The 21,937-nt window shown below is 62.1% G+C and carries 23 protein-coding genes; 12 read left to right on the top strand and 11 right to left on the bottom strand.

The window, feature by feature from the left end; genetic code table 11:
* Positions 1–90: 90 nt before the first annotated feature.
* Complete coding sequence (locus M5C01_RS02520; RefSeq protein ID WP_152737183.1) at positions 91–336, bottom strand: hypothetical protein; 246 nt, start codon at positions 334–336, stop codon at positions 91–93.
* A 166-nt stretch (positions 337–502) separates the two neighbouring features.
* Here M5C01_RS02520 and M5C01_RS02515 point away from each other — a divergent pair, with 166 nt between their 5' ends.
* From M5C01_RS02515 to M5C01_RS02500, 4 genes are all read left to right on the top strand, one after another.
* Positions 503–979, top strand: a complete 477-nt coding sequence (locus M5C01_RS02515; protein WP_103498783.1) for a PaaI family thioesterase — start codon at positions 503–505, stop codon at positions 977–979.
* The gene (locus M5C01_RS02510; RefSeq protein ID WP_152737182.1) at positions 976–1,431 is read left to right on the top strand and encodes a PaaI family thioesterase; all 456 of its coding nucleotides are present in this window, start codon (positions 976–978) and stop codon (positions 1,429–1,431) included. The genes M5C01_RS02515 and M5C01_RS02510 overlap by 4 nt, the downstream gene beginning before the upstream one ends.
* Before the next feature lie 89 nt (positions 1,432–1,520).
* Positions 1,521–3,425, top strand: a complete 1,905-nt coding sequence (gene htpG / locus M5C01_RS02505; RefSeq protein ID WP_103498784.1) for a molecular chaperone HtpG — start codon at positions 1,521–1,523, stop codon at positions 3,423–3,425.
* Between the two features lie 66 nt (positions 3,426–3,491).
* Positions 3,492–4,220: a dienelactone hydrolase family protein gene (locus tag M5C01_RS02500; RefSeq protein WP_152737181.1), complete on the top strand. Its 729-nt coding sequence runs from the start codon at positions 3,492–3,494 to the stop codon at positions 4,218–4,220.
* Between the two features lie 174 nt (positions 4,221–4,394).
* On the opposite strand, the gene M5C01_RS02495 is transcribed toward M5C01_RS02500, so the two are convergent.
* From M5C01_RS02495 to M5C01_RS02460, 8 genes are all read right to left on the bottom strand, one after another.
* Positions 4,395–5,279 (bottom strand): pirin family protein, encoded by an 885-nt coding sequence (locus tag M5C01_RS02495; protein ID WP_152737180.1) that lies wholly within the window; start codon positions 5,277–5,279, stop codon positions 4,395–4,397.
* A gap of 62 nt (positions 5,280–5,341) precedes the next feature.
* Positions 5,342–5,758, bottom strand: coding sequence for an OsmC family protein (locus M5C01_RS02490; RefSeq protein WP_103498772.1), 417 nt, complete (start codon positions 5,756–5,758; stop codon positions 5,342–5,344).
* A 67-nt stretch (positions 5,759–5,825) separates the two neighbouring features.
* The gene (locus M5C01_RS02485; RefSeq protein ID WP_248764275.1) at positions 5,826–6,071 is read right to left on the bottom strand and encodes a hypothetical protein; all 246 of its coding nucleotides are present in this window, start codon (positions 6,069–6,071) and stop codon (positions 5,826–5,828) included.
* Positions 6,072–6,507: 436 nt separating this feature from the next.
* Positions 6,508–7,728 (bottom strand): beta-ketoacyl-ACP synthase I, encoded by a 1,221-nt coding sequence (gene fabB, locus M5C01_RS02480; protein WP_152737178.1) that lies wholly within the window; start codon positions 7,726–7,728, stop codon positions 6,508–6,510.
* A gap of 11 nt (positions 7,729–7,739) precedes the next feature.
* Positions 7,740–8,255: a 3-hydroxyacyl-[acyl-carrier-protein] dehydratase FabA gene (gene fabA / locus M5C01_RS02475; RefSeq protein WP_027898655.1), complete on the bottom strand. Its 516-nt coding sequence runs from the start codon at positions 8,253–8,255 to the stop codon at positions 7,740–7,742.
* A 236-nt stretch (positions 8,256–8,491) separates the two neighbouring features.
* Positions 8,492–10,387: an ATP-binding protein gene (locus M5C01_RS02470; protein WP_152737177.1), complete on the bottom strand. Its 1,896-nt coding sequence runs from the start codon at positions 10,385–10,387 to the stop codon at positions 8,492–8,494.
* Positions 10,384–11,295 carry an ABC transporter substrate-binding protein gene (locus M5C01_RS02465; protein ID WP_177100424.1) on the bottom strand — a complete coding sequence of 304 codons (912 nt, stop codon included), beginning with the start codon at positions 11,293–11,295 and terminating at the stop codon, positions 10,384–10,386. Before M5C01_RS02465 ends, M5C01_RS02470 begins: the two co-directional genes overlap by 4 nt.
* Positions 11,296–11,318: 23 nt before the next feature.
* A complete protein-coding gene (locus M5C01_RS02460; RefSeq protein ID WP_152737241.1) occupies positions 11,319–13,397 on the bottom strand; it encodes a TonB-dependent receptor in 2,079 nt (692 codons plus the stop codon).
* A 240-nt stretch (positions 13,398–13,637) separates the two neighbouring features.
* Here M5C01_RS02460 and M5C01_RS02455 point away from each other — a divergent pair, with 240 nt between their 5' ends.
* Genes M5C01_RS02455 through sixA form a run of 3 tightly spaced genes read left to right on the top strand, consistent with a single transcriptional unit; the run spans position 13,638 to position 15,469 of the window.
* Positions 13,638–14,663 carry an NAD(P)H-dependent glycerol-3-phosphate dehydrogenase gene (locus M5C01_RS02455; protein ID WP_152737176.1) on the top strand — a complete coding sequence of 342 codons (1,026 nt, stop codon included), beginning with the start codon at positions 13,638–13,640 and terminating at the stop codon, positions 14,661–14,663.
* Positions 14,664–14,687: 24 nt separating this feature from the next.
* On the top strand, positions 14,688–15,023 hold the full coding sequence (locus M5C01_RS02450) for a DUF4389 domain-containing protein (RefSeq protein WP_100940855.1): 336 nt from the start codon (positions 14,688–14,690) through the stop codon (positions 15,021–15,023).
* A complete protein-coding gene (sixA, locus tag M5C01_RS02445) occupies positions 15,020–15,469 on the top strand; it encodes a phosphohistidine phosphatase SixA (protein ID WP_152737175.1) in 450 nt (149 codons plus the stop codon). The genes M5C01_RS02450 and sixA overlap by 4 nt, the downstream gene beginning before the upstream one ends.
* A gap of 3 nt (positions 15,470–15,472) precedes the next feature.
* On the opposite strand, the gene M5C01_RS02440 is transcribed toward sixA, so the two are convergent.
* Positions 15,473–16,288 carry a pentapeptide repeat-containing protein gene (locus M5C01_RS02440; RefSeq protein ID WP_248747556.1) on the bottom strand — a complete coding sequence of 272 codons (816 nt, stop codon included), beginning with the start codon at positions 16,286–16,288 and terminating at the stop codon, positions 15,473–15,475.
* Positions 16,289–16,510: 222 nt separating this feature from the next.
* Here M5C01_RS02440 and M5C01_RS02435 point away from each other — a divergent pair, with 222 nt between their 5' ends.
* The 5 genes from M5C01_RS02435 (at position 16,511) to M5C01_RS02415 (ending at position 20,871) form a co-directional block, all read left to right on the top strand.
* A complete protein-coding gene (locus M5C01_RS02435) occupies positions 16,511–16,954 on the top strand; it encodes a hotdog fold thioesterase (protein WP_103498777.1) in 444 nt (147 codons plus the stop codon).
* Between the two features lie 111 nt (positions 16,955–17,065).
* Positions 17,066–17,875, top strand: a complete 810-nt coding sequence (locus tag M5C01_RS02430; protein WP_103498778.1) for an alpha/beta hydrolase — start codon at positions 17,066–17,068, stop codon at positions 17,873–17,875.
* Positions 17,872–18,726, top strand: a complete 855-nt coding sequence (locus tag M5C01_RS02425; protein ID WP_152737174.1) for an alpha/beta hydrolase — start codon at positions 17,872–17,874, stop codon at positions 18,724–18,726. The genes M5C01_RS02430 and M5C01_RS02425 overlap by 4 nt, the downstream gene beginning before the upstream one ends.
* 147 nt (positions 18,727–18,873) lie before the next feature.
* The gene (locus tag M5C01_RS02420; protein ID WP_103498788.1) at positions 18,874–19,692 is read left to right on the top strand and encodes a DUF4892 domain-containing protein; all 819 of its coding nucleotides are present in this window, start codon (positions 18,874–18,876) and stop codon (positions 19,690–19,692) included.
* 126 nt (positions 19,693–19,818) lie between these two features.
* On the top strand, positions 19,819–20,871 hold the full coding sequence (locus tag M5C01_RS02415) for an AI-2E family transporter (protein WP_103498780.1): 1,053 nt from the start codon (positions 19,819–19,821) through the stop codon (positions 20,869–20,871).
* 135 nt (positions 20,872–21,006) lie between these two features.
* Here M5C01_RS02415 and M5C01_RS02410 read toward each other — a convergent pair whose 3' ends face one another.
* Positions 21,007–21,876: an EF-hand domain-containing protein gene (locus tag M5C01_RS02410; protein ID WP_152737173.1), complete on the bottom strand. Its 870-nt coding sequence runs from the start codon at positions 21,874–21,876 to the stop codon at positions 21,007–21,009.
* Between the last annotated feature and the right edge of the window lie 61 nt (positions 21,877–21,937).

Raw genomic sequence — 21,937 nt, 5'->3', positions numbered from 1 at the left:
GATTCCAAGCAAAATAAAACCCGCACTTGGCGGGTTTTATTTTGCGTGAAGGTTTTTGCCGGTGAGTCCTTGCAAGAACCTCCAGGGCAATCAGGAGCCGGTGGCTTCCTTGGATTGCTCTTCAACCGCCGCTTTGTTGGATTCAGCCTGAGCTTTGGCAGCTTCGGCGTTTTCCTTGGCGGCCTCGTTCACCTTATCCTGAGCTTCGTTCATGCTCTTCTGAGCTTCCTGGGCGTGTTGGTTGGCGTCTTGAGCTTTGTCCTCGGATTTTTTATCGCAGGCGGCGAGACCGAGGGTAGCGGTCAACATCAAGGCAATAGCTAAAGTCTTACGCATGGGGGTGTTGCTCCTGTGTGGATATCACTGACTACTGGCCTTCAGAACACAGCCCCAAGGGATTAGTTCCTTGATTTTAAAAGATATATAAGTGCCGACCGAGCGGAACTTTTTCCTGATGTTTCGTTTTTATGGACGTTTTTCTCCGGATGAGAGCTATCAGTTCATGAGCCAGAACCCGATTTTCGAGCGTGCCACACGCTTTCTCAGCGCCATCCGCCACTGCCAGGTCCTCGGGCTGCGCTTGCACAGCGCCGATGCCACGGGGTTGACTGTGATCCTGCCCTACAGCGCCGAGATCGTCGGCGACCCGAACTCCGGGGTGATCCACGGCGGGGTGCTGACGACCCTGATGGACACCGCCTGCGGCATGGCCACCTTGTGTGTCCTGCCCGAGTTCGAGGTCTGTCCGACCCTGGACCTGCGCATCGACTACATGCACCCGGCGGCGCCGCACAAGGACGTCTACGGATTCGCTGAATGTTATCGGGTGACCCGCGACATCATCTTCGCCCGCGGTTTTGCCTATCAGGATGATCCCCAGCAACCCATCGCCCACGTGGTCGGCACCTTCATGCGCATGGGCAAGGGCATCAAGGGTGCCCACAGCTTCAGCGGCTCGCTCAACGGCGGTGCGGCATGAGCAACGACTTCAAGAAAATGTTGCAACAAGCCCATCAGCAGGGCGACTACGGGCAATTGCTGGAGCTTATCCCCTACGCCAAGCTGATCGGTATCCAGTGCTCACGCCAGGGCGACGAGCTGTTGTTCTGCCTGCCGGCAAACAAGGACAATATCGGCAACCCGTTGCTGCCGGCGATTCACGGTGGCGTGATCGCCGGTTTCATGGAACTGGCCGCCGCCCTGCACCTGCTGGTGTTTACCGGTTCGCCGGGGGTGCCCAAGGTCATCGACTTTTCCGTCGACTATCTGCGCGCCGGGCAATATCGCGACACCTACGCCCGATGTGATCTCTGTCGCCAGGGCCGGCGGGTGGCGAACCTCGCCATCACGGCCTGGCAAAGCAGCGAGGCCGAGCCGATTGCCACCGCCCGGGCTCACTTCAAGATCGAGGAAACACTTCCGGGCACTTGAAATCCCCGTCATAGCCCCCAACTTTGATGACAACCCGCCGCCAACCCTTTCGGGGGCGGCCACTGCCATCCAATTGGAGTTTGATGACCATGAGTGTGGAAACTCAAAAGGAAACCCTGGGCTTCCAGACCGAGGTGAAGCAACTGCTGCACCTCATGATCCATTCGCTGTATTCCAACAAGGAAATTTTCCTTCGCGAATTGATCTCCAACGCCTCCGACGCTGTCGACAAATTACGTTTCGAAGCCCTGTCCAAGCCTGAGTTGCTGGAAGGTGGCGCGGAACTGAAAATCCGTGTGAGCTTCGACAAGGACGCCAACACCGTCACCCTCGAAGACAACGGTATCGGCATGAGCCGCGACGATGTGATCACCCACCTGGGGACCATCGCCAAATCCGGCACCGCCGATTTCATGAAGAACCTCTCGGGCGACCAGAAGAAGGACTCGCACCTGATCGGTCAGTTCGGCGTGGGCTTCTATTCGGCCTTTATCGTCGCCGACCAGGTTGAAGTGTTCAGCCGTCGCGCCGGCCTTTCCGCCAGCGAAGGCGTGCACTGGTCGTCCAAGGGCGAGGGCGAGTTCGAAGTCGCCACCGTCGAGAAAGCCGACCGTGGTACCCGCATCGTCCTGCACCTGAAGTCCGGTGAGAACGAGTTCGCCGATGGCTGGCGTCTGCGTAATATCATCAAGAAGTACTCCGACCATATCGCTTTGCCGATCGAGCTGCCGAAAGAAGTGGCCGCTGTCGAAGGCGAAGAGAAACCTGCCCTGGAATGGGAAACCGTCAACCGCGCCAGTGCCCTGTGGACCCGTCCACGCACTGAAGTGACGGATACGGAATACCAGGAGTTCTACAAGCACATCGCCCATGACTTCGAGAACCCGCTGAGCTGGAGCCACAACAAGGTCGAAGGCAAGCTGGAATACAGCTCGTTGCTCTACGTACCGGCCCGTGCCCCGTTCGACCTGTACCAGCGTGAAGCGCCGAAAGGCCTCAAGCTCTACGTGCAGCGCGTGTTCGTCATGGATCAGGCCGAGTCCTTCCTGCCGTTGTACCTGCGCTTCATCAAGGGTGTGGTCGACTCCAACGACCTGTCCCTGAACGTGTCGCGGGAAATCCTGCAGAAAGACCCGATCATCGACTCGATGAAGTCGGCGCTGACCAAGCGTGTCCTCGACATGCTGGAAAAACTGGCGAAGAACGAGCCCGAGCAATACAAGGGCTTCTGGAAAAACTTCGGCCAGGTGATGAAAGAAGGCCCGGCTGAAGATTTCGCCAACAAGGAAAAAATTGCCGGCCTGCTGCGTTTCGCCTCCACCCTGGGTGACGACGGCGAGCAAGTGGTGTCCCTGGCCGAGTACCTGGCCCGCGCCAAGGAAGGTCAGGACAAGATCTACTTCCTGACCGGCGAAACCTACGCCCAGGTCAAGAACAGCCCGCACCTGGAAGTCTTCCGCAAGAAAGGCATCGAAGTGCTGCTGCTGACCGACCGTATCGACGAGTGGCTGATGAGCTACCTCAACGAGTTCGACGGCAAGAGCTTTGTCGACGTGGCCCGCGGTGACCTGGACCTGGGCAACCTGGACTCGGAAGAGGACAAGAAGGCTGCCGAGGAAGTCGCCAAGACCAAAGAGGGCCTGGTTGAGCGCATCAAGACCGCCCTGGGCGACGCTGTCAGCGAAGTGCGGGTTTCCCACCGCCTGACCGACTCCCCGGCGATCCTGGCCATCGGTGAGCAGGACCTGGGCTTGCAGATGCGCCAGATCCTCGAAGCGAGCGGGCAGAAGGTGCCGGACTCCAAGCCGATCTTCGAATTCAACCCGACGCACCCGCTGATCGAGAAGCTCGATGGCGAGCCGGACGAAGACCGCTTTGGCGATCTGTCGCACATCCTCCTCGACCAGGCGGCCCTGGCGGCCGGTGACAGCCTGAAGGATCCGGCGGCTTATGTGCGCCGTCTGAACAAGCTGTTGGTTGAGTTGTCGGTTTAAACTGGTTGTACGAAAACCCGCTTCGGCGGGTTTTTTTATCCTTGGATGTTTTTATCGGAGTCCGAAATGAGCCAAGTTACTGTGAGTTCGGTGGTCTATCAGATCGATGGCCAATCCTATGAGAGCCGTCTGGCCTTTGATGCCGGCCACAAGGGGCCACGTCCGGGCCTGCTGATGGCGCCGAACTGGATGGGCGTCAGCGCCGGCGCCGAGACGATCGCCCAGGCGGTCGCGGCCAAGGGGTATGTGGTGTTGATCGCCGACCTGTACGGTCAGTCGGTTCGTCCGAGCAATGGCGATGAGGCTGGCGCGGCGATGATGCCGTTGAAAAATGACCGTGCCTTGTTGCGCAAGCGCATGCAGGCGGCGTTCGAGGCGCTGCAAAGCCAGGGGCTGGCCGTGGTGGATCCGGCGCAGTTGGCGACCTTCGGTTTCTGCTTCGGCGGTTGCTGCTCGCTGGAACTGGCTCGCACCGGCGCGCCGTTGAAAGCGACGGTGTCGTTCCACGGCACGCTGGATACGCCGAATCCAGCGGATGCGCAGAACATCAAGGGCTCGGTGCTGGTGCTGCATGGCGCCTCCGACCCGTTGGTGCCGAAAGAGCAACTGCCGGCATTCGAAGAGGAAATGAATGCCGCGGGTATCGATTGGCAGCTGTTGAGCTACGGCGGCGCGGTGCATTCCTTTACCGACCCGCATGCCAATGTGCCGGGCATGATGATGTATGACGCGAAGACGGCCGGCCGTGCGTTTGTGTCGATGCACAATCTGCTGGAAGAAGTGTTCAAGGGTTAAGCGTTCTGGCGGTCTTGAGGGCCTCTTCGCGGGCAAGCCCTGCTCCTACAGGGTGGTGTCGTGCACAAATCTTGTGAACGAGAAAAAACTGTAGGAGCAGGGCTTGCCCGCGAAAGCGTCCTCAAGCACGCCGCAGACCTCGCTGATAAACCCGACTCGTAAGGTTTCTCTGATTCAGGTTTTTTCCGCCGCGGGCTTGCGCGGCAACTCGATCCGCTCGCTTTCCCCCGGCACCGTCGGCCAATCCCTGGCCGCCCAGCGTGCCCGTGCCTGATCGATCAACACCGGATCACTGGCCACGAAGTTCCAGTTCATCCGTCGTGGCCCATCCAGCGGCGCCCCGCCGATCACCACCAGATGACATTCACCCTCGGCGAACAGTGTGAGGCTTTCCCCGGTCGGCAGCACCACCAGGCTGCGCGGCTCCAGGGCTTCACCTTCCAGTTGCGCCTCGCCTGCCAGCACATAGACCGCACGCTCCTCATACTCATCCGCAATCAGCAGGGTGGTCCCGCTTTCCATGTGGATATCGGCATACAGCGTCGGCGACAGCACCGGCACCGGTGAGGTCAGGCAAAAGCCGCTACCGGCCACCAGGCGGATGCGCACCCCCAGATTGTCACTGACGGGCAGGCTGGCCGCCGGGTGATGGCTGTAATGCCCTGGCCCCTGTTCCAGCGCCTTGGGTGACGCCAGCCAGATCTGCAAGCCATGCAGGCTGGAACCACTGGCGACCCGTTCGGCCGGGGTCCGTTCGACATGGGCGATGGCGCTGCCGGCGGTCATCCAGCTGACATCGCCAGGCTTGACGTGCTGCTCGGAGCCGAGACTGTCCTTGTGCACTATCTCGCCGTCGAACAGGTAGGTCAGGGTCGACAGGCCAATATGCGGGTGCTGCCGCACATTCATCCCGTGCCCCGGTGGATAGCGGGTTTCCAGCATATGGTCGAAAAACACGAAGGGTCCAACGCTGCGGCACTGGGCCGAGGGCAGGGGCCGCAGGATCGGTTGGCCTTCGACATCCTCGGCGCGAGGACGGATCACCAGTGGTGTGTTCATGGCAGGGTTTCCTGGCTCAGCGGGCGATGCGCAGAGCATAACCCGCTTTTTCGCCGCTGCCCTTACTGGCTGAACGCACCTTCGGACAACAGGGTTTCGATGCTGACTTCGGTGGTGGTCATCAACTTGTGGACCGGGCAGCGATCCGCGACTTTGTGCAACTCTTCGCGCTGGGCATCGCTGAGCACGCCCTTGAGGGTCAGTTTGACCAGCAGGCCGTACTTGCCTTTCTGTTCCTGGCTGTTGTCGCGCTTGACCTCGACGGTGACCCCGGTCAGCGGGATGCCTTTCTTCTGGGCATAGAGCTTGAGGGTCAGGGCCTTGCAGGTCCCCAGGGCGGCGTCGAAGTAGTCGTGGGGTTCCGGTGCTGAGCCTTCGCCCCCCGCCGTCTTGGGCACATCGGCAAACAACTGATGATCATCGATCTGCACGCTGTGACGAAAACCTTCGCTGGATTCGGTGTTGATGGTGATGGTCATGACAAACCTCATGAAGAGTGACGGGAAAAGACCCTGAACTTTATAGATCACTACGCCTGAGTGATGTTCAGCTTTTTTCCCGCTCACGCCCCTGGCCTTTTACGTTGTGGGCATCGACCTGATCAAGGACGAGGTCTTCCACCATGCCCGCCACCGCCTGCTGGAGGCTTATGAGGGGGTTTATGAGGAGGCTTGTGATGGGGTGGCTTATGAGGCGGTTTATGATGTTGGGGTGGCCGATGGTGACTCCACCCTGGTTTTTGAAAATGCCAACCGTGGGGGCCGTGAACCCAACGTGCAGGGGTGTAGGCATACCCCGGTCGAGCCGGTACCCAGAAGCCGTTTACCCATACACGGCGACCGCCTACGAGATTCCAGTACCCGGGTGCCCAGATATATCCCGGGCGAGCTGGCGGAACAACATAACTCGGTGGGGGAGGTGCGCCCAAGTTGATATGAATGCCCACCTGGGCATTTGCAATCGAGGGCAGACTACTTGCAGCGCTGATGACAACAAATGCGAGGGAGCAGAGAAAACGTTTCATGTTGGCTCCTTTTCAGGAGATTTGCTCAGCATGAGTATAGAACAGAGGCCTTGTTTGCAAGTATCTGACGGGATTTGGTGCAGAACGTGCGCAAGCCCGCTCGCCACAGGACCGTGTTCACTTTCAGGAGGTGTGTTCCCTTCCAGCAGGTAAAAAAAAGCCCCGAACCAGTCGGGGCTTTTTTATCTCGCGATCAAGCCGGGCTTACTTGCCCTGCCAGCGCTTCAGGACCAGGGTGGCGTTGGTGCCGCCGAAGCCGAAGCTGTTGCTCATCACGTTGTTCAATTCAACGTTTTCGCGGGTCTTGGTCAGTACCGGCATGTCAGCGACTTCCGGGTCCAGCTCTTCGATGTTGGCGGAGCCGGCAATGAACTTGCCTTCCATCATCAGCAGGCAGTAGATCGCTTCGTGAACGCCGGCGGCGCCCAGGGAGTGACCGGACAGGCTCTTGGTCGAACTGATGACCGGGGCCTTGTCGCCGAAGACTTCACGTACACCTTTCATTTCCGCGACATCGCCAACCGGAGTCGAGGTGCCGTGGGTGTTCAGGTAGTCGATCGGGCCGTCGACAGTGGCCATGGCCATCTGCATGCAACGGACCGCGCCTTCGCCGCTTGGCGCGACCATGTCGTAGCCGTCGGAAGTTGCACCGTAGCCGACGATTTCCGCGTAGATCTTCGCGCCACGGGCCAGAGCGTGTTCCAGCTCCTCGACCACCACCATGCCGCCACCGCCGGCGATGACAAAACCGTCACGCTTGGCGTCGTAGGCGCGGGAGGCCTTTTCCGGGGTTTCGTTGTACTGGGTGGACAGCGCGCCCATGGCGTCGAACAGGAACGACTGGCTCCAATGTTCTTCTTCACCGCCACCGGCGAAGACGATGTCCTGCTTGCCCATCTGGATCTGCTCCAGGGCGGTGCCGATGCAGTGAGCACTGGTGGCGCAGGCGGAGGAGATCGAGTAGTTCAGGCCCTTGATCTTGAACGGCGTGGCCAGGCAGGCGGAAACGGTGCTGCCCATGGTCCGGGTCACACGGTACGGACCGACGCGCTTGACGCCTTTTTCGCGCAGGATATCCAGCGCTTCCATCTGGTTCAGGGTCGAGGCGCCGCCCGAGCCGGCCACCAGGCCGGTACGCGGGTTGGACACCTGCTCTTCGCTCAGACCGGAGTCGGCGATGGCGTCTTTCATGGCCAGGTAGGCGTAAGCCGCCGCGTGGCCGACGAAGCGATAGATCTTGCGATCGATCAGTTCCTCGAGATTGAGGTCAATGGAGCCGGAAACCTGGCTACGCAGACCCATTTCGGCATATTCCGGGTTGAAGCGGATGCCAGGGCGGCTTGCACGCAGGTTAGCGGAGACGGTCTCTTTGTCATTGCCCAGGCACGAAACGATGCCCAGACCAGTGATAACGACGCGGCGCATGCGAATAACCCTTAGAAGTTGTCAGTGGAGGTGAAAACGCCGACCCGCAGGCCTTCGGCGGTGTAGATCTCGCGACCGTCGACCGTTACCGAACCGTCGGCAATGGCCAGGTTCAGCTTGCCTTTGAGGACGCGTTTGATCTGAATGTTGTAGGTGACTTTCTTGGCGGTCGGCAGGACCTGGCCGAAGAATTTCACTTCGCCCGAGCCCAGCGCGCGGCCACGGCCCGGCAGACCCTGCCAGCCGAGGAAGAAGCCGACCAATTGCCACATGGCATCGAGGCCCAGGCAGCCTGGCATCACCGGATCACCTTCGAAGTGGCACGCGAAGAACCACAGGTCCGGGTTGATATCCAGTTCGGCGACCAATTCACCTTTGCCGTACTTGCCGCCTTCTTCGCTGATATGGGTGATGCGATCCACCATCAGCATGTTCGGGGCGGGCAGTTGCGCGTTACCTGGGCCGAACAGCTCGCCGCGACTGCAGCGCAGCAGATCTTCCCGGGTAAAGGCGTTTTGTTTGGTCATGCGAGCTCCTCAATAGTCCCATGCGGCAGGTGGGGCAAATCTTCCCGGCCGATCGAAGCGTTCATGCCTCGAAGCGACAGCCTACTCATAGACTATTGCGTTGTGGTGAAAGTCACAGCACCAAGGACATGAATGTACACTTGTGCACTGAAATTTTTATTCAAGCCGGTTTTCCAGCTCATTCGGGTGCCTAAGACTGCCGCACTTTCGTCTTTCACGCCAGTCGCACGTCGTATTCAGGGCAGCCATTGCTGGAGAATCTGTTGTAAATCCACGCGTTTGAAGGGCTTGGACAGGTAGTCGTTCATGCCCGCGCGCAGGCAGCTTTCGCGGTCGCCCTGCAAGGCGTTGGCGGTCAGGGCGATGATCGGTACCTGAGCGTACTCCGGCAACTGGCGGATTTGCCGGGTGGCTTCGTAGCCGTCGACGATCGGTAGCCGGCAGTCCATCAGGATCGCCGCGAACAGGCCGTTGCGGGCCCGGTCGATGGCCTGGGCACCGTCGGTGGCCAGGCTGACATCGAAGCCCAGGCCACGCAACATGGCGTCGATGACCGTCTGGTTGACCGGGTTGTCCTCCACCAGCAGCACCTTACGTCCTTCGCCATGGCCGCTGGGCGCGGGCGCCAGGACGGCGGCTTGGGTCGGGTGGTGCAGGGCCAGGGGGATTTCCAGGGTGAACACCGAGCCCCGGCCTTCTTCGCTGCGGGCATGCAGGGTGCCGCCCATGCGCTCGGCCAGGGTCCGCGCAATCGGCAGGCCCAGGCCGGTGCCGCCGTAGCGCCGGGAGATCGAGCTGTCGGCCTGCTGGAAGGCGTCGAACATCAGCTCCAGGCGTTCGCTGGAAATACCGATGCCGCTGTCGCGCACCGTGCAGGTGAACCACAGCACATCGTCGTCCAGCGCCTGCCAGTGCGGTTCGATGCCGACGCTGCCGTGTTCGGTGAATTTCAGCGCATTGCCGATCAGGTTGACCAGGATCTGGCGGATCCGCGTCGGGTCGCCCTTGACCTGCAAGGCCTGCATGTCCGTGGGGATCTGCAGGTCCAGGCGCAGGCCGCGCTGGCTGGCGTTGTGCTGGAAGGCCTGGGCGCAACTGCCGATCAGCTCGGCGAGGTTGAACGGAATATGTTCCAGCTCCAGGGCCGAACGTTCGATCCGCGAGAAATCGAGGATGTCGTTGATCACCTTGAGCAGGTGTTCGGTGGACTCCGAGGCCAGGGCCGCGTATTCGCTCTGTTCCTCGGTCATTTCGGTGGTTTCGAGCAGTTGCAGCATACCCAGTACACCGTTCATCGGCGTGCGCAGTTCGTGGCTCATCATGGCCAGGAAGTCCGACTTGGCATTGTTCGCCCGCTCCGCCTCTTCACGGGTCTGTATCAGTTGGGCGATGGCCTGGTGCTGTTCGCGACTGGCCTGGTCGAGGGCGCCGGCGAGGTTGTTGATATGCCGCGCCAGGGCGCCGAGCTCGGCGTCGTCGACCACTGGCAACTGGGTCTTGTAGTCACCCTGTTGAATCGCCTTGACCGCCAGGCCCATGGCGCTGATCGGCTGCGCCAGGCTGGCCGCCAGGCGCCGCGCGAGGAGAAAGGTGAAGATCAGGGCGAACAGCGCGAGGATCCCGGCCTTGAGCAGTATTTCCTGTTGCCGCTGGCTGAAGGCGTCATTGGACATGCCGACAATCACCCGCCCCAGGTAGTCCTCGCTCTGCGTTACGCCGGGTGCGCTGCCTTCCTGCAGGAAGTCATTTTCCAACTGAATCCGTTGCAGGCGTACCGGCGCCTGGAACAATTTCACCGACTGCAGCCGGAAGTGTTCCTGGGAGGGCTGCTCGACATACACCAGGATATTGTTGCTGCGGTCCTGAACCTCGAGGAAACGCACGTGGGGGGTGGCCAGGGTCGCCCGCATCAGGCTTTCGAGGACTTCGTTGTTGCCGGAAATCACCCCGTATTCGGTGGCCGGCGCCAGTTGGTTGGCGATCAGTTGACCGGTGTGGTCGAGTTCCTGGCGCAGGTCCTGGATCCGCACGAAGGTGAAGAAACTGATCAGCAGCAAGGTCAGCAACAGCGCGGGGCCGAGGCTGATCATCTGGGTCCGGGCGCTGATGCCCCAATACCGTCGCAGGGTCATGGGCGGGTCTCTCCTTCGGCCAGCCGGGAGGCGAGCGAGGCTTCGTCGATCGGTTCGATACCCAGGGAGCGGGCGACTTGCGGGTTGCTCAGGACCTTGAAGCGTTGCGGGTACAGGCTGCCCGGCCAACTGGACGGGGCGCGGTCGAGCAACTGGTCGAGGACCGCCAGCCAGTCGGTCTGGTCGCTGAAGGTGCTGGCCAGGCTGCCGGCCTTGACGAAGCCGGCGTTGGGGCCGATCAGTGCCAGTTGTCGGGCATAGCTGCTGAGCAGCAGGTTCTTCGCGGTCCTGGGGTTGTACAAGGTCGGATCGTCCAGCCCGAGCAGCACGTCGCAGCTCTTGAGCAGGGTTTGCAGGGGCCGGCTGTCGCCGGTGTCGTCCCAGCGCTGGGGGACGATCTCCAGTCCCAGGGGTCGGGCCGCCTGGTTCAGTTCGGCCAGCAGGAATTCGCTGTCACGGGTATAGAGCACGCCGATCCGCCTTGCCTGGGGCATCACTTCGTGGATCAGGCGCAGCTGGCGCGACAGCGGCGGGTCGCTCCAGAGCAGGCTGAGATTGGCGGTCGCTGCGCTGTCCAGGCGTTGCATGGCCTGCAGGCGGCTGATACGCAGGACCAGGGTCGCCGGCCCCTGTTTATCCTTCAGCCGCCAGTCCAGGCTGGGTGGGTCCAGCAGGATCAGGCGGGTGGCCGGGGGCAGGCGGCTGGGTTCGGGCATCTGCGCCAGGGGCACGAAGCGTATCTGGTCGTGCGGGCGCTGTTGCGCCAGGGCGGCGGTAAAGGCCTGGACCCCGGGGCTGTCCTCGACGCCGGTCAGCAGCACCTCGGCCGAGCGAGCCGGGAGGCTCGCCAGCAGCACGAGCAGGGCCAGGCCCAGTCGCCTCAGGCGCCAGCTCCATGCCGATGTCATCCTTGACCCCAGGCGGCTCATGTTCAGAACTCCAGTTCTGCGCTGAAGTACAGGGCACTGCGCTGGTTGTAGTTGTTGTCGGGCCAGTTGATGGGCTGGTCGTCGAGACGTTGTTGCAGCATCCCGGCCAGTTCCAGGCTGGCCCGGCGAAAGGGAATCCGCTTGGCCAGGCGCAGGTCGACCCGTTCGAAGCGATACTGGTTGATGGCGTCGTCGCCATAGTAGAAGACCGAACTCGACCAGCCGCCGCCCCAGTCGCGCATCCAGCCGGCCGAGCCACTGTTGCGGGCGGTGAACTGCTTGTCGACCGGGTTGCTGGCCTGGACATCGACATAGGCATAGGTCAGGCGCAGGCGGTTGGCACTGTCCAGGCGCCAGTCGAACTGGGCTTCGCTGCCGGTGAAGCGGGAGCTGTTGACGTTGCTGGCGATAAACTGGTTGTTGCGCAACGGCGTGCTGATCATGTCGCTGATTTCGTCATAGAACAGCTTCACGTCCAGGCTCAGGCCGATCTCGGCGAAGAAACCGTTGTAGCCCAGTTCCCGCGAGCGCATTCGCTCCTTGTCCAGGTTTCCCGGGCCACGGGTCTGGACGAAATACTGGCCGCTGGTCTGGCCGTAGGTGGGCGAGCTCAGGTTGGTGACCTTGTAGCTCCAGTTGACGTTGTTCTCGAACATATCCGGCGAGCGGATCGCTTCGGAATAGACCGCGCGCAAGCCGTGCCGGGGATTGATCAGGTAGTTGACTGCAAAGCGCGGGGTCAGGGAGGCGCCGGTCAGTTGCGCGTCTTCGTACATGGCACCACCCTGCACCAGCCAATGCTCGCTGGCGCGCCATTCGAGCTGGCCGAACAGGCGCCAGGTACTGTCGTCGATGGTGCCGTTGAAATAGGTCTCGGAGTCGGCCTTGTCATAACGATAGTTCATGCCGCTGACCAGGCGCAGGCTGTCCGAGAGGCTCAGGGTGTCCTGCAGTTCGAGGTCGTAGCGGGTCTCGCGGGTGCTCTGGTCGATATTGCCGCAGACCGTCTGGCTGGCGCCCTGATTGAACCATTGGTCCAGAACCTGATTGGCCAGTGCCTGTTCCGAGACGCCACCCGGAGGGGGCCTGCCGACTGCGTACTGGGTCATGTTACGTGCCAGGTTTTCGGCATAGTTGGGGTTCAACTGCCACAACTGAGTCAGTTGTGGGCTGAATGACACCTTGGCATCACAGGCTTGCCAGACCTGCTGGCGATCCCAATGTTGGGCCGAACCCTGGATATACAGGCTGTGTTGGGGATTGATATCCAGGTTCCAGCGCAGGGAACCGGCGTAGTCCTTGGCCAGTACATCGGAGTTGTCGCCGGCCGCGGTGATCCCGGGGAACACCGCCTGGTAGGTATAGGGCCGCTGGTTGGTGCCGTCCTTGACGTTCAACTGCCAGTCGATGCTCTGTTGTTCGTTGAGCATCTGGCTGACCGAGAGGCTGACCCGGGTGACACGCCGGCCGTCGCGGTAGTCATTGCCCAAGTGGTCGCTCTGGAACCCCTCGTCCTCCTCGCCGGACATCGACAGGCGCAGGTCGCCGGTACCCCAGCCGGTGCCCTGGCTGGCGTACCAGTCATTGATGCCGCGCTCGCCGCGGGTGATCTTCAGGGTTGAGCCGTGGGTGCTGCCCGGTGACTTGGTGAGGATATTGACCACCGCCATCAGCGCATTGGCGCCGTAGCTGACGGTGTTCGGGCCGCGAAATACCTCGATGCGCTCGATATCCTCGAGGGCTACCGGGATATCGCTCCAGTCCACGGTCGCCAGGCCCGCGCGATAGACCGAGCGGCCATCGATCAGCACCTGCATGCGCCGGGCGTTGGAGGCATCGGTGCCATGGTAGTTGATGCTGGCCTGGTTGCCGTTGGTGTAGCCGACCATCATCCCCGGCACCAGGCGCAGCAGTTCGCTGATATCCCGGGCGCCGCTGGCCTTGATCAGTTCGTTGTCGATGACCGTCATGCTGCCGGGTACCGCGGCCGGCGATTGTTTCAGGCGGGTGGCCGTCAGCACCTCGGGCAGGGGCTGGTTTTCCATAAACAGGTCGTCAGCCAGCAACGGGCCGCTGAACATCAGGGCCAGGACGAAGGAGGAACGCGTGGTGGGAGGGCCAAAAGACACGGCACAGCCTTGAAAAAAATAATAGCCGTGCATGTTAACCGAGCTTGCCGGGTTTGCCATGGCGTATGGCCGTCATTGTATAGGCTGAATCGGTCAAGCGCTCAGGCCAGGGGATTCGTATTGGGGCTGGCTGCCGGTGGCGTGCTCCGTATAATGCAGCCATCGCCATTGGTAGGGATAGACGGGTTACATATGACTGAACAGTACCCAATCGCGGTTCTGGGGGGCGGAAGTTTCGGCACCGCCATCGCCAATCTGCTGGCCGAGAACGGTCACCGGGTGCGCCAATGGATGCGCGATCCCGAGCAGGCCGAGTCCATTCGCGTCAATCGTGAGAATCCGCGTTACCTCAAGGGCATCAAGGTGCATCCGGCGGTCGAGCCGGTCACCGACCTGGTCGCGACCCTCGACGACTGTGAACTGTTTTTTGTCGCCTTGCCCTCCAGCGCCTTGCGCAGTGTGCTGGCGCCCCATGCCGGGCGCCTGGTGGGCAAGCTGCTGGTGAGCTTGACCAAAGGCATCGAGGCCCACACCTTCAAGCTGATGAGCGAGATCCTCGAAGATATCGCGCCGCAAGCACGGATCGGCGTGTTGTCCGGGCCGAACCTGGCCCGCGAAGTGGCCGAGCACGCCTTGACCGCCACGGTGGTCGCCAGCGAGGACGAAGAGCTTTGCAGCCGTGTCCAGGCCGCGCTGCATGGACGGACCTTCCGTGTCTATGCCAGCGCCGACCGCTTCGGCGTCGAGCTGGGCGGAGCGTTGAAGAATGTCTACGCGATCATTGCCGGCATGGCGGTGGCGCTGGGCATGGGCGAGAACACCAAGAGCATGCTGATTACCCGGGCCCTGGCGGAAATGACCCGCTTTGCCGTCAGCCAGGGCGCCAATCCCATGACCTTCCTCGGCCTGGCCGGGGTCGGCGACCTGATCGTCACCTGTTCCTCGCCGAAGAGCCGCAACTATCAGGTCGGCTTTGCCCTCGGCCAGGGCCTGAGCCTGGAAGAGGCGGTCACCCGCCTGGGTGAAGTCGCCGAAGGGGTCAATACTCTCAAGGTGCTGAAGGTCAAGGCGCAGGAAGTCGGAGTCTATATGCCCCTGGTGGCCGGTTTGCATGCCATTCTGTTTGAAGGGCGAACCCTGACCCAGGTGATCGAGCTATTGATGCGCGGCGAGCCGAAAACCGATGTCGATTTTATTTCCACCAGCGGTTTCAACTGATATTCAGCGCCACGGGAGCGAGCCATGAACGAGTCCAAGTACGAATCCATTGTGTTGCGCATTGTCTGGATGCTGGTGTTCCTGCTGGTCTGGCAGGTCGCGCAGTTCATCCTCGGCGGGGTGGTGCTGGTGCAGCTGGGTTACAGATTGTTCTACGGCGCGCCAAGCGCCAACCTGATGAACTTCGGCGACAGCCTGAGCCAGTTCCTGGCCCAGATCGGTCGCTTCGGCAGTTTCCATACCGAACAGAAGCCCTGGCCGTTCGCCGATTGGCCGACCCCTCGGGCTCCTGAAGGCGAAGCCCCGCATGTGGTTCCGCCAGCGCCGCATCCGGCCCGTGATGAGGAGCCCAAGCTATGAAAGTCTGGGTTCTGCGTCATGGTGAAGCCGAACCCCAGGCCCGCAGCGACGCCGAACGGGCGTTGACCGCCCATGGCCGCGAGCAGGTCCTGCGCAGTGCCGCGCACCTGATCGGCCAGCCGTTGCAGGCGATCTACGCCAGTCCTTACCTGAGGGCGCAGCAAACCGCGCAGCTGGTACGTGATGCGCTGGGTTTCGACGCCGAGATCATCACCGTGCCCTGGCTGACCCCCGAGAGCAATCCGCGGGATGTCAGCCAGCGGCTCGACACCGGCGAGAACCTGTTGCTGGTCAGCCATCAGCCGTTGGTGGGCAATCTGCTCAGCCTGTTGCAGCACGGCCATGTGCGCCAGCCGGAGCCCATGGGCACGGCCAGCCTGGCCGAGCTGGAAGGGGAGTTGCCGCTGGACGGGGCGATGACGCTGCTGGGCGTCAGGCACCCCTGAGGTTCAGTGACTCAACACCGCGCCGAGCAGGTCGGTGCGGGTGTTTTTCAAGGTCGCGGCGTTGACCTTGGCGCCCTTGAACAGACAGGCTTCAAAGTGACCTGAGAGCACCGCATTCCTCAGGTCGCAATGGCTGAAGTCGTTGCTTTTGAAACCACTTGAGAGCAATGCGCCGTTGAGGTTGGCCGCCCTGAAGTCGGCCTCCTGGTATTGCCCGAAAAATCTCACCCCGCGTAAATCGCCACCGCTCAGGTCGACGCCGATCATATTGACGTTGGTCACCTGCAAGGTCCGTAACGCCTGGCAGATGGACGCCTTGCTCCAGTACCTGAACGCACGGCGGGTTTCGTCGTCCTGGAATGGCAGGCACGCGACGGCTTGATGATCCTTGGTGGCAATGTTCTGGGCGCAGCGCTTCAGGGCGTTGGTCAGTTGCGGTGACAGCGAGGGCGGCACCCGCAAGTCGAAGAGTTTCTTCTGCACATGCAGGGATACCCGGCCGCCACCGTCCAGGTGAACGCCGTCCCAACTGTTGAGGATGCCGGTAAAGCGCGCGGCGGCGGCCACCATCAATTCCAGCAGGTCGGCCAACGGGTACTGGCGCAGGGACGGCGCGCTGCCGAGGAACACCCGAGCCTGGGCCAGTGAGTCCTTCAAACCCAGCAGGGTCAGGTCCCGTTCGATCTGCGAGAAATCGTCTGGCATCAGCTCGCAGATCGTGCGGCTGTGCAGCTCGCTCGGGTGGGGGGTTGAGAGAACGGGGACCTGGGGGTCACCCGAGGGCATGAAGCGACGAAGAAGACGGCCTATCGTTGCCATGGAGATCTCTTGCAAGGGCTGGAAGGCGGAAATTCGACGCGATATGCCCCTTGGCGACTATCAGATTCCGCCCGGATTTCCTCGTGTGGGCTATTGCCTCCTGCGTGCCGCGGGGCCTTTTTCAGCTTGCGAGCTTCTGTTCTTCCGTGAAATAGTCGACCGAGCGTCTGCTTGGTTGGCTGGCCGCCGGCATGACGAACAACCACAGTAGGGGAATCAACCATGGCTTTGTGGCGCACCGTACCGAATCTCGAACAACTCAATGCCTCGCAGAAAAACACCATCGGCGAACTGCTGGATATTCGCTTCGAAGCCTTTGACGATGAATCGCTGACCGCCAGCATGGTGATCGATCATCGCACCCACCAACCCTACGGGCTGCTGCACGGCGGCGCCTCGGTGGTGCTGGCCGAAAGCGTCGGCTCGATGGCCAGCTACCTGTGCATCGACGCGAGCAAATTCTATTGCGTGGGCCTGGAAATCAACGCCAACCACCTGCGCGGCTTGCGCAGCGGGCGGGTGACCGCCGTGGCCAAGGCCATTCATATCGGTCGCACCACCCATGTCTGGGATATCCGCCTGAGCAGTGACGAGGGCAAGGCCAGCTGCGTGTCGCGCCTGACCATGGCCGTGGTGCCGCTGGGGCAAACACCGCCGGCGCGCTGAGCCGGGTCATAGCCATGGCCGGACTGTCATCATTCCTGGCAGTTACGGTCATTGCTGTGGGACCCGCGCGTGCCGACAATGAACACCTGCCTTTTTCGAGATGCTCCCGGTATGTCGCAGTCCGTGTTCTTTGCCCACGCCAACGGTTTTCCCTCGGGGACCTACGGCAAGTTGTTCGCCGCGCTGGCCCCGGAATATCAGGTGGCGCATCTGCAACAGCATGCCCACGACCCGCGTTTCCCGGCGGACGATAACTGGCACAATCTGGTCGACGAACTGATCCACCATCTGGAGCAGCAGCCCGAACCGGTCTGGGGTGTCGGCCATTCCCTGGGCGGTGTCCTGCATCTGCACGCGGCCCTGCGTCGCCCGCAGCTCTACAGGGGCGTGGTGATGCTTGACTCACCGGTGCTGACCCGTGCCGACCAGTGGGTGATCCGCGCCGCCAAGCGCCTGGGTTTTATCGATCGGCTGACGCCGGCCGGGCGCACCCTGGGACGGCGGGAAGAGTTCACCGACCTCGCCGCCGCGCGTCAGTACTTTGCCGGCAAGACCCTGTTTCGCGGCTTTGATCCGGAGTGCTTCGACGCGTACCTGCAACATGGTCTGCGCCAGGACGGCGGGCGCTTGCGCCTGAGCTTCGATCCAGCCACGGAAATCAGCATCTATCGTGGTGTGCCGCACACCAGCCCGGGCCTGGCCCGGCATTTGAAGGTGCCGCTGGCGGTGGTCCGTGGCCAGCAGAGCCGGGTGGTCATGCCCCATCACACCCGCAGTGTCGGCCGCCTGCCCCATGGCGAATCCCTGAGCATGCCCGGCGGCCACATGTTTCCCCTGGAGCGTCCGCAGGACACCGCGCGTTTGCTCAAGGATATTTTCGCCCGCTGGGAACGCCAGGACGGGCAGGGACGTTGCGCATGAGCCATCCGGTCGAAGAGGTACGCCTGAGCCTGCCGCATATCGAGTTGGCGGCTCATCTGTTCGGTCCCGAGGACGGGCAGCCGGTGATTGCCCTGCACGGTTGGCTGGACAACGCCAACAGCTTCGCGCGCCTGGCGCCGAAGCTGCACGGCCTGCGTATCGTCGCCCTGGACATGGCCGGGCACGGGCATTCCGGACATCGACCGGTGGGCGCCGGGTATGCGTTGTGGGACTACGTCTACGATGTCTTGCAGGTGGCCGAGCAGTTGGGCTGGAAGCGCTTCAGCCTGTTGGGGCATTCGTTGGGCGCGATTGTCTCGATCGTGCTGGCCGGTGCCTTGCCGGAGCGCGTGACGCGCCTGGCCCTGATCGACGGCGTGATTCCCCCTACCAGCAGTGGCGAAAACGCCGCCGAACGCCTGGGCATGGCCTTGCAGGCGCAGTTGGAATTACAGGACAAGCGCAAGTCGGTGCATGGGACCCTGGACCGGGCCATCGAAGCGCGCATGAAAGGGATGGTGGCGGTCAGCCGTGAAGCCGCTGAATTGCTGGCCCAGCGCGGACTGATGCCGGTGCCCGGCGGCTACACCTGGCGCAGCGACAACCGCCTGACCCTGCCGTCGCCGTTGCGCCTGACCGAGGAGCAGGCCATGGCCTTTATCCGTCGTATCGCCTGCCCGGCGCAGTTGGTGGTGGCCGAGCAAGGCATACTGGCCCAGCACAAGGACTTGCTCGATCGTCTACCCTTTAGCCTGGAGCACCTGCCGGGTGGGCACCATCTGCACTTGAACGACGAGGCCGGGGCCATCCTTGTCGCAGACTGTTTCAATCGCTTTTTCTCCACGCCTTGACTTGTCGCCTGCAACTGTCGAGGCTTGGTGGGTTGAAAGGGAGACAACCATGCCAGACCTCGACCTCCACACGACCTTGAGTCGTCCTGTTCCGGCACGTTCTGTTCCGGTTATCGCGCTTACCGTTCAGGCCCTGTCTATCCGATGATGAAGTTATCCACAGCCCTGGCCTGCGCCTTTGGGATGGCCTGCTGCAGTTCGCCGCTTTTCGCCGCCGATGTACCAGGCAGTCATGACCTGGCGCTGGTGCCGCGTCTGGCCGATGCGCAGATCGTCGACTATCGGGCGCCGGCCGAGCTGGAACGGATTTATCCACAGAGCGCGATCCGCAAGATCAGCAACCGCCTGCGCACCGATGCCCAGGTCAGCGCCCGTGGGCAGATGACCTCGGTGACCTATGAGCTGCCGCCCGAGCATGGCGCCGACGAAGCCTTCACCGCGGCGCGCGAAGCCTTGCAGAAGGAGGGCGCGCAGTTGCTGTTCTGGTGCCAGGCCCGCGACTGTGGGGAAAACAGCCTGTGGGCCAATGAAGTGTTCGGTAATTCCACGTTGTCCGGTGCCGACGATCAGCAGGCTTACCTGCTGCTGCGCCTTGCGGCCCCGGCGGACAATTCGCTGGTGGCGTTGTACAGCATCACTCGCGGCAACCGCCGCGCCTACCTGCATGTGGAGCAGTTCGCCTCCGCTTCGCCGCTGGGCGAATTGCTGCCCACCTCCGCGACCTTGCTGCGGGAACTGCGCGATACCGGCAAGCTCGACTTCCCGAAATTGGCCGGCGCCCCCCAGGATACCTGGGTCACCCTGATTTCCCGGGGCCTGAACCTGGACGCTACCTTGCGGGTCAGCCTTTCTGGAGCCTCCGCCGAGGCCTGGCGCCAGGCGCTGATGGCCCAGGGCGTGAGGGCCGCGCGCCTGGAGGCGGGCAGCGCCACCTCCAGTGGTTTGCATATCGAATTGCTGCGTTAGACGCTGTACGAATGACCACCGAGAGACGATCATGCGCGTTTACCGCTGAACCCGGGTCGTCTGTCGGTAAACGCCTGACCCGGGCTTGGCCTACGCTTTCATTGCCGTCTCTTGTCTGGAAAGACCATGCCCAATAATGATCGTCTGCTGGTGCAGATACTGCTCCTGGTACTGTTCGGTGCCACCTTGTGGGTGCTGGCACCGTTCTGGTCGGCGCTGTTCTGGGGCGCCGTGCTGGCGTTTGCCAGTTGGCCGCTGATGCGCCTGTTGACCCGTGTGCTCGGTCACCGCGAATCCCTGGCGGCCGGGCTGCTGACGTTGGGTTGGATGTTGCTGGTGGCCGTGCCCCTGGTCTGGCTGGGGCTCAACCTGGCGGACCATGTGCGCGATGCGGTGACCTTTATCAAGGATGCCCAGGTCGACGGGCTGCCCGCGGCCCCGGCCTGGCTGGGCAGCTTGCCGATCGTCGGCGAACGCCTGGTGGGTCTCTGGAACACCATCGACCAGCAGGGCGCGGCCTTGCTGGTGACGATCAAGCCTTATCTGGGGCAGGTCGGCAACTGGTTGCTGGCGCGCAGCGCGCAGATCGGCGGCGGGATCCTCGAACTGACCCTGAGCATTGTCTTCGTGTTCTTTTTCTATCGCGACGGTCCGCGACTGGCGACCTTTATCCACGGCTTGCTGGAGCGGCTGATCGGCGAGCGTGCCGATTACTACCAGGAGCTCGTGGCAGGCACGGTGCAGCGGGTGGTCAACGGGGTGATCGGCACGGCGGCGGCCCAGGCCCTGCTGGCGTTGATCGGTTTCCTGATCGCCGGTATCCCCGGGGCCCTGGTACTGGGCATCGCGACCTTCCTGCTCAGCCTGATTCCCATGGGACCGCCGCTGGTCTGGATTCCCGCCACGGCCTGGCTGGCCTGGAAAGGCGAGTACGGGATGGCGGTGTTTCTCGGGATCTGGGGCACGTTCATCATCAGTGGCGTGGACAACGTACTCAAGCCGTACCTGATCAGCCGTGGCGGAAACCTGCCGTTGGTGATTGTGTTGCTGGGCGTGTTTGGCGGCTTGATCGCCTTCGGCTTTATCGGCCTGTTTATCGGCCCGACCTTGCTGGCGGTGGCCTACAGCTTGCTGATCGACTGGAGCGCGAGCCAGTCGCGGCGTGAAGAGAAGTCCTGATCTTCGTTCGATCTTGAAAACAGCACCGAACCTGTAGGAGCGTGGCTTGCCCGCGAAGAGGCCCTTGAGACCGCTAAAAGCTTCGCGGGCAAGCCACGCTCCTACAAGGTCAGGTGTGTTCTTACAGCCGATGGATCAGGCCGCGGCGGCAGTGACGTTACCGCTCTGCGCCACGGTCTGGCTCTTGAGGTTGACCATCAAGCGGCTCAACGCCTCTTTGATGTTGTCCTGGGCGGTCTGGCTATTGGTGCCCGAACCGGTACCCGAGCCGCTACCACTGTTGCTGCTGCCGCTCGCATTGGCCAGGGCCTGGAGCAGGAACGTGGTGGCGTTGAAGCTGCTGCTGGTGCTGCTGGTCGCGTCAGTGCTCGAGCTGCTGGTCGAGGTGCCCTGCAAGGCGCTGGTCAACTCGGCCTGGCTGATGCTGCCGTCGCCATTGGTGTCCAGTTCACTGAACAGGTCAGTGGCGGACACGGCTTGTGGCGGTGGTGGTGGCGGCTGGATTCCGGACAGGGCCGAAGCCAGTTCGCTGCTGCTGATGCTGCCGCTGTTGTCGGTGTCCAGGGCGCTGAACAGCGAGGAACTGTCGGCGGTGCTGCCGGCGTTGGTCAGCCCGGCGGCCAGTTCGCTGCTGCTGATGGAACCGTCACCATTGGTGTCCAGGGACTGGAGCAGCTCATCGGCCAGTTGGGTATCGGGCTTGCCGCCGCCATGACCGCCGTGGGCGTGGGGCTTCATCGCCGACAGTTCGGTGGCACTGATGGTGCCGCTGCCGTCGGTGTCCAGCGCGCTGAAATTCTGACTCAGGTCATTGAGCACTTTGCTGCCGCTGTTCTGCGACAGGGCGGCGTTCAGTTCGTCCTTGCTGATGGAGCCGTCACCATTGGTGTCGAGCTTGGCCAGCAGTTGCTTCTGGAACTGTTGCTGGCGTTGTGTCGCTGTCGTGCTGCTGGTGTTGTAACCGGTATAGCTCGAGTAGTTGCTGACGCTACTGATCGTGCTCATAAGTGCACACTCCCTAAGTGTTGGCAAAGCCAATGACAGTGCATCGGCTTGTGCAGACTCC

This window comes from Pseudomonas sp. MWU12-2319, assembly GCF_023242525.1.
Taxonomy (GTDB): domain Bacteria; phylum Pseudomonadota; class Gammaproteobacteria; order Pseudomonadales; family Pseudomonadaceae; genus Aquipseudomonas; species Aquipseudomonas gingeri_D.
The sequence above is the reverse complement of the archived record's forward strand: the minus strand, read 5'-3'. Positions and strand labels throughout refer to the sequence as shown.

What these genes read in the sequence shown, in the direction of transcription:
- M5C01_RS02415 (WP_103498780.1), top strand. Translation starts at nt 19,819, where the DNA reads ATGCCCAATAATGATCGTCTGCTGGTGCAGATACTGCTCCTGGTACTG.
- M5C01_RS02455 (WP_152737176.1), top strand. Translation starts at nt 13,638, where the DNA reads ATGACTGAACAGTACCCAATCGCGGTTCTGGGGGGCGGAAGTTTCGGC.
- M5C01_RS02485 (WP_248764275.1), bottom strand. Translation starts at nt 6,071, where the DNA reads ATGCCTACACCCCTGCACGTTGGGTTCACGGCCCCCACGGTTGGCATT.
- M5C01_RS02410 (WP_152737173.1), bottom strand. Translation starts at nt 21,876, where the DNA reads ATGAGCACGATCAGTAGCGTCAGCAACTACTCGAGCTATACCGGTTAC.
- M5C01_RS02510 (WP_152737182.1), top strand. Translation starts at nt 976, where the DNA reads ATGAGCAACGACTTCAAGAAAATGTTGCAACAAGCCCATCAGCAGGGC.
- M5C01_RS02495 (WP_152737180.1), bottom strand. Translation starts at nt 5,279, where the DNA reads ATGAACACACCACTGGTGATCCGTCCTCGCGCCGAGGATGTCGAAGGC.
- M5C01_RS02520 (WP_152737183.1), bottom strand. Translation starts at nt 336, where the DNA reads ATGCGTAAGACTTTAGCTATTGCCTTGATGTTGACCGCTACCCTCGGT.
- M5C01_RS02515 (WP_103498783.1), top strand. Translation starts at nt 503, where the DNA reads ATGAGCCAGAACCCGATTTTCGAGCGTGCCACACGCTTTCTCAGCGCC.
- M5C01_RS02470 (WP_152737177.1), bottom strand. Translation starts at nt 10,387, where the DNA reads ATGACCCTGCGACGGTATTGGGGCATCAGCGCCCGGACCCAGATGATC.
- fabA (WP_027898655.1), bottom strand. Translation starts at nt 8,255, where the DNA reads ATGACCAAACAAAACGCCTTTACCCGGGAAGATCTGCTGCGCTGCAGT.
- M5C01_RS02490 (WP_103498772.1), bottom strand. Translation starts at nt 5,758, where the DNA reads ATGACCATCACCATCAACACCGAATCCAGCGAAGGTTTTCGTCACAGC.
- M5C01_RS02440 (WP_248747556.1), bottom strand. Translation starts at nt 16,288, where the DNA reads ATGGCAACGATAGGCCGTCTTCTTCGTCGCTTCATGCCCTCGGGTGAC.
- M5C01_RS02435 (WP_103498777.1), top strand. Translation starts at nt 16,511, where the DNA reads ATGGCTTTGTGGCGCACCGTACCGAATCTCGAACAACTCAATGCCTCG.
- htpG (WP_103498784.1), top strand. Translation starts at nt 1,521, where the DNA reads ATGAGTGTGGAAACTCAAAAGGAAACCCTGGGCTTCCAGACCGAGGTG.
- M5C01_RS02460 (WP_152737241.1), bottom strand. Translation starts at nt 13,397, where the DNA reads ATGTTCAGCGGCCCGTTGCTGGCTGACGACCTGTTTATGGAAAACCAG.
- M5C01_RS02450 (WP_100940855.1), top strand. Translation starts at nt 14,688, where the DNA reads ATGAACGAGTCCAAGTACGAATCCATTGTGTTGCGCATTGTCTGGATG.
- fabB (WP_152737178.1), bottom strand. Translation starts at nt 7,728, where the DNA reads ATGCGCCGCGTCGTTATCACTGGTCTGGGCATCGTTTCGTGCCTGGGC.
- M5C01_RS02465 (WP_177100424.1), bottom strand. Translation starts at nt 11,295, where the DNA reads ATGACATCGGCATGGAGCTGGCGCCTGAGGCGACTGGGCCTGGCCCTG.
- M5C01_RS02420 (WP_103498788.1), top strand. Translation starts at nt 18,874, where the DNA reads ATGAAGTTATCCACAGCCCTGGCCTGCGCCTTTGGGATGGCCTGCTGC.
- M5C01_RS02500 (WP_152737181.1), top strand. Translation starts at nt 3,492, where the DNA reads ATGAGCCAAGTTACTGTGAGTTCGGTGGTCTATCAGATCGATGGCCAA.
- sixA (WP_152737175.1), top strand. Translation starts at nt 15,020, where the DNA reads ATGAAAGTCTGGGTTCTGCGTCATGGTGAAGCCGAACCCCAGGCCCGC.
- M5C01_RS02430 (WP_103498778.1), top strand. Translation starts at nt 17,066, where the DNA reads ATGTCGCAGTCCGTGTTCTTTGCCCACGCCAACGGTTTTCCCTCGGGG.
- M5C01_RS02425 (WP_152737174.1), top strand. Translation starts at nt 17,872, where the DNA reads ATGAGCCATCCGGTCGAAGAGGTACGCCTGAGCCTGCCGCATATCGAG.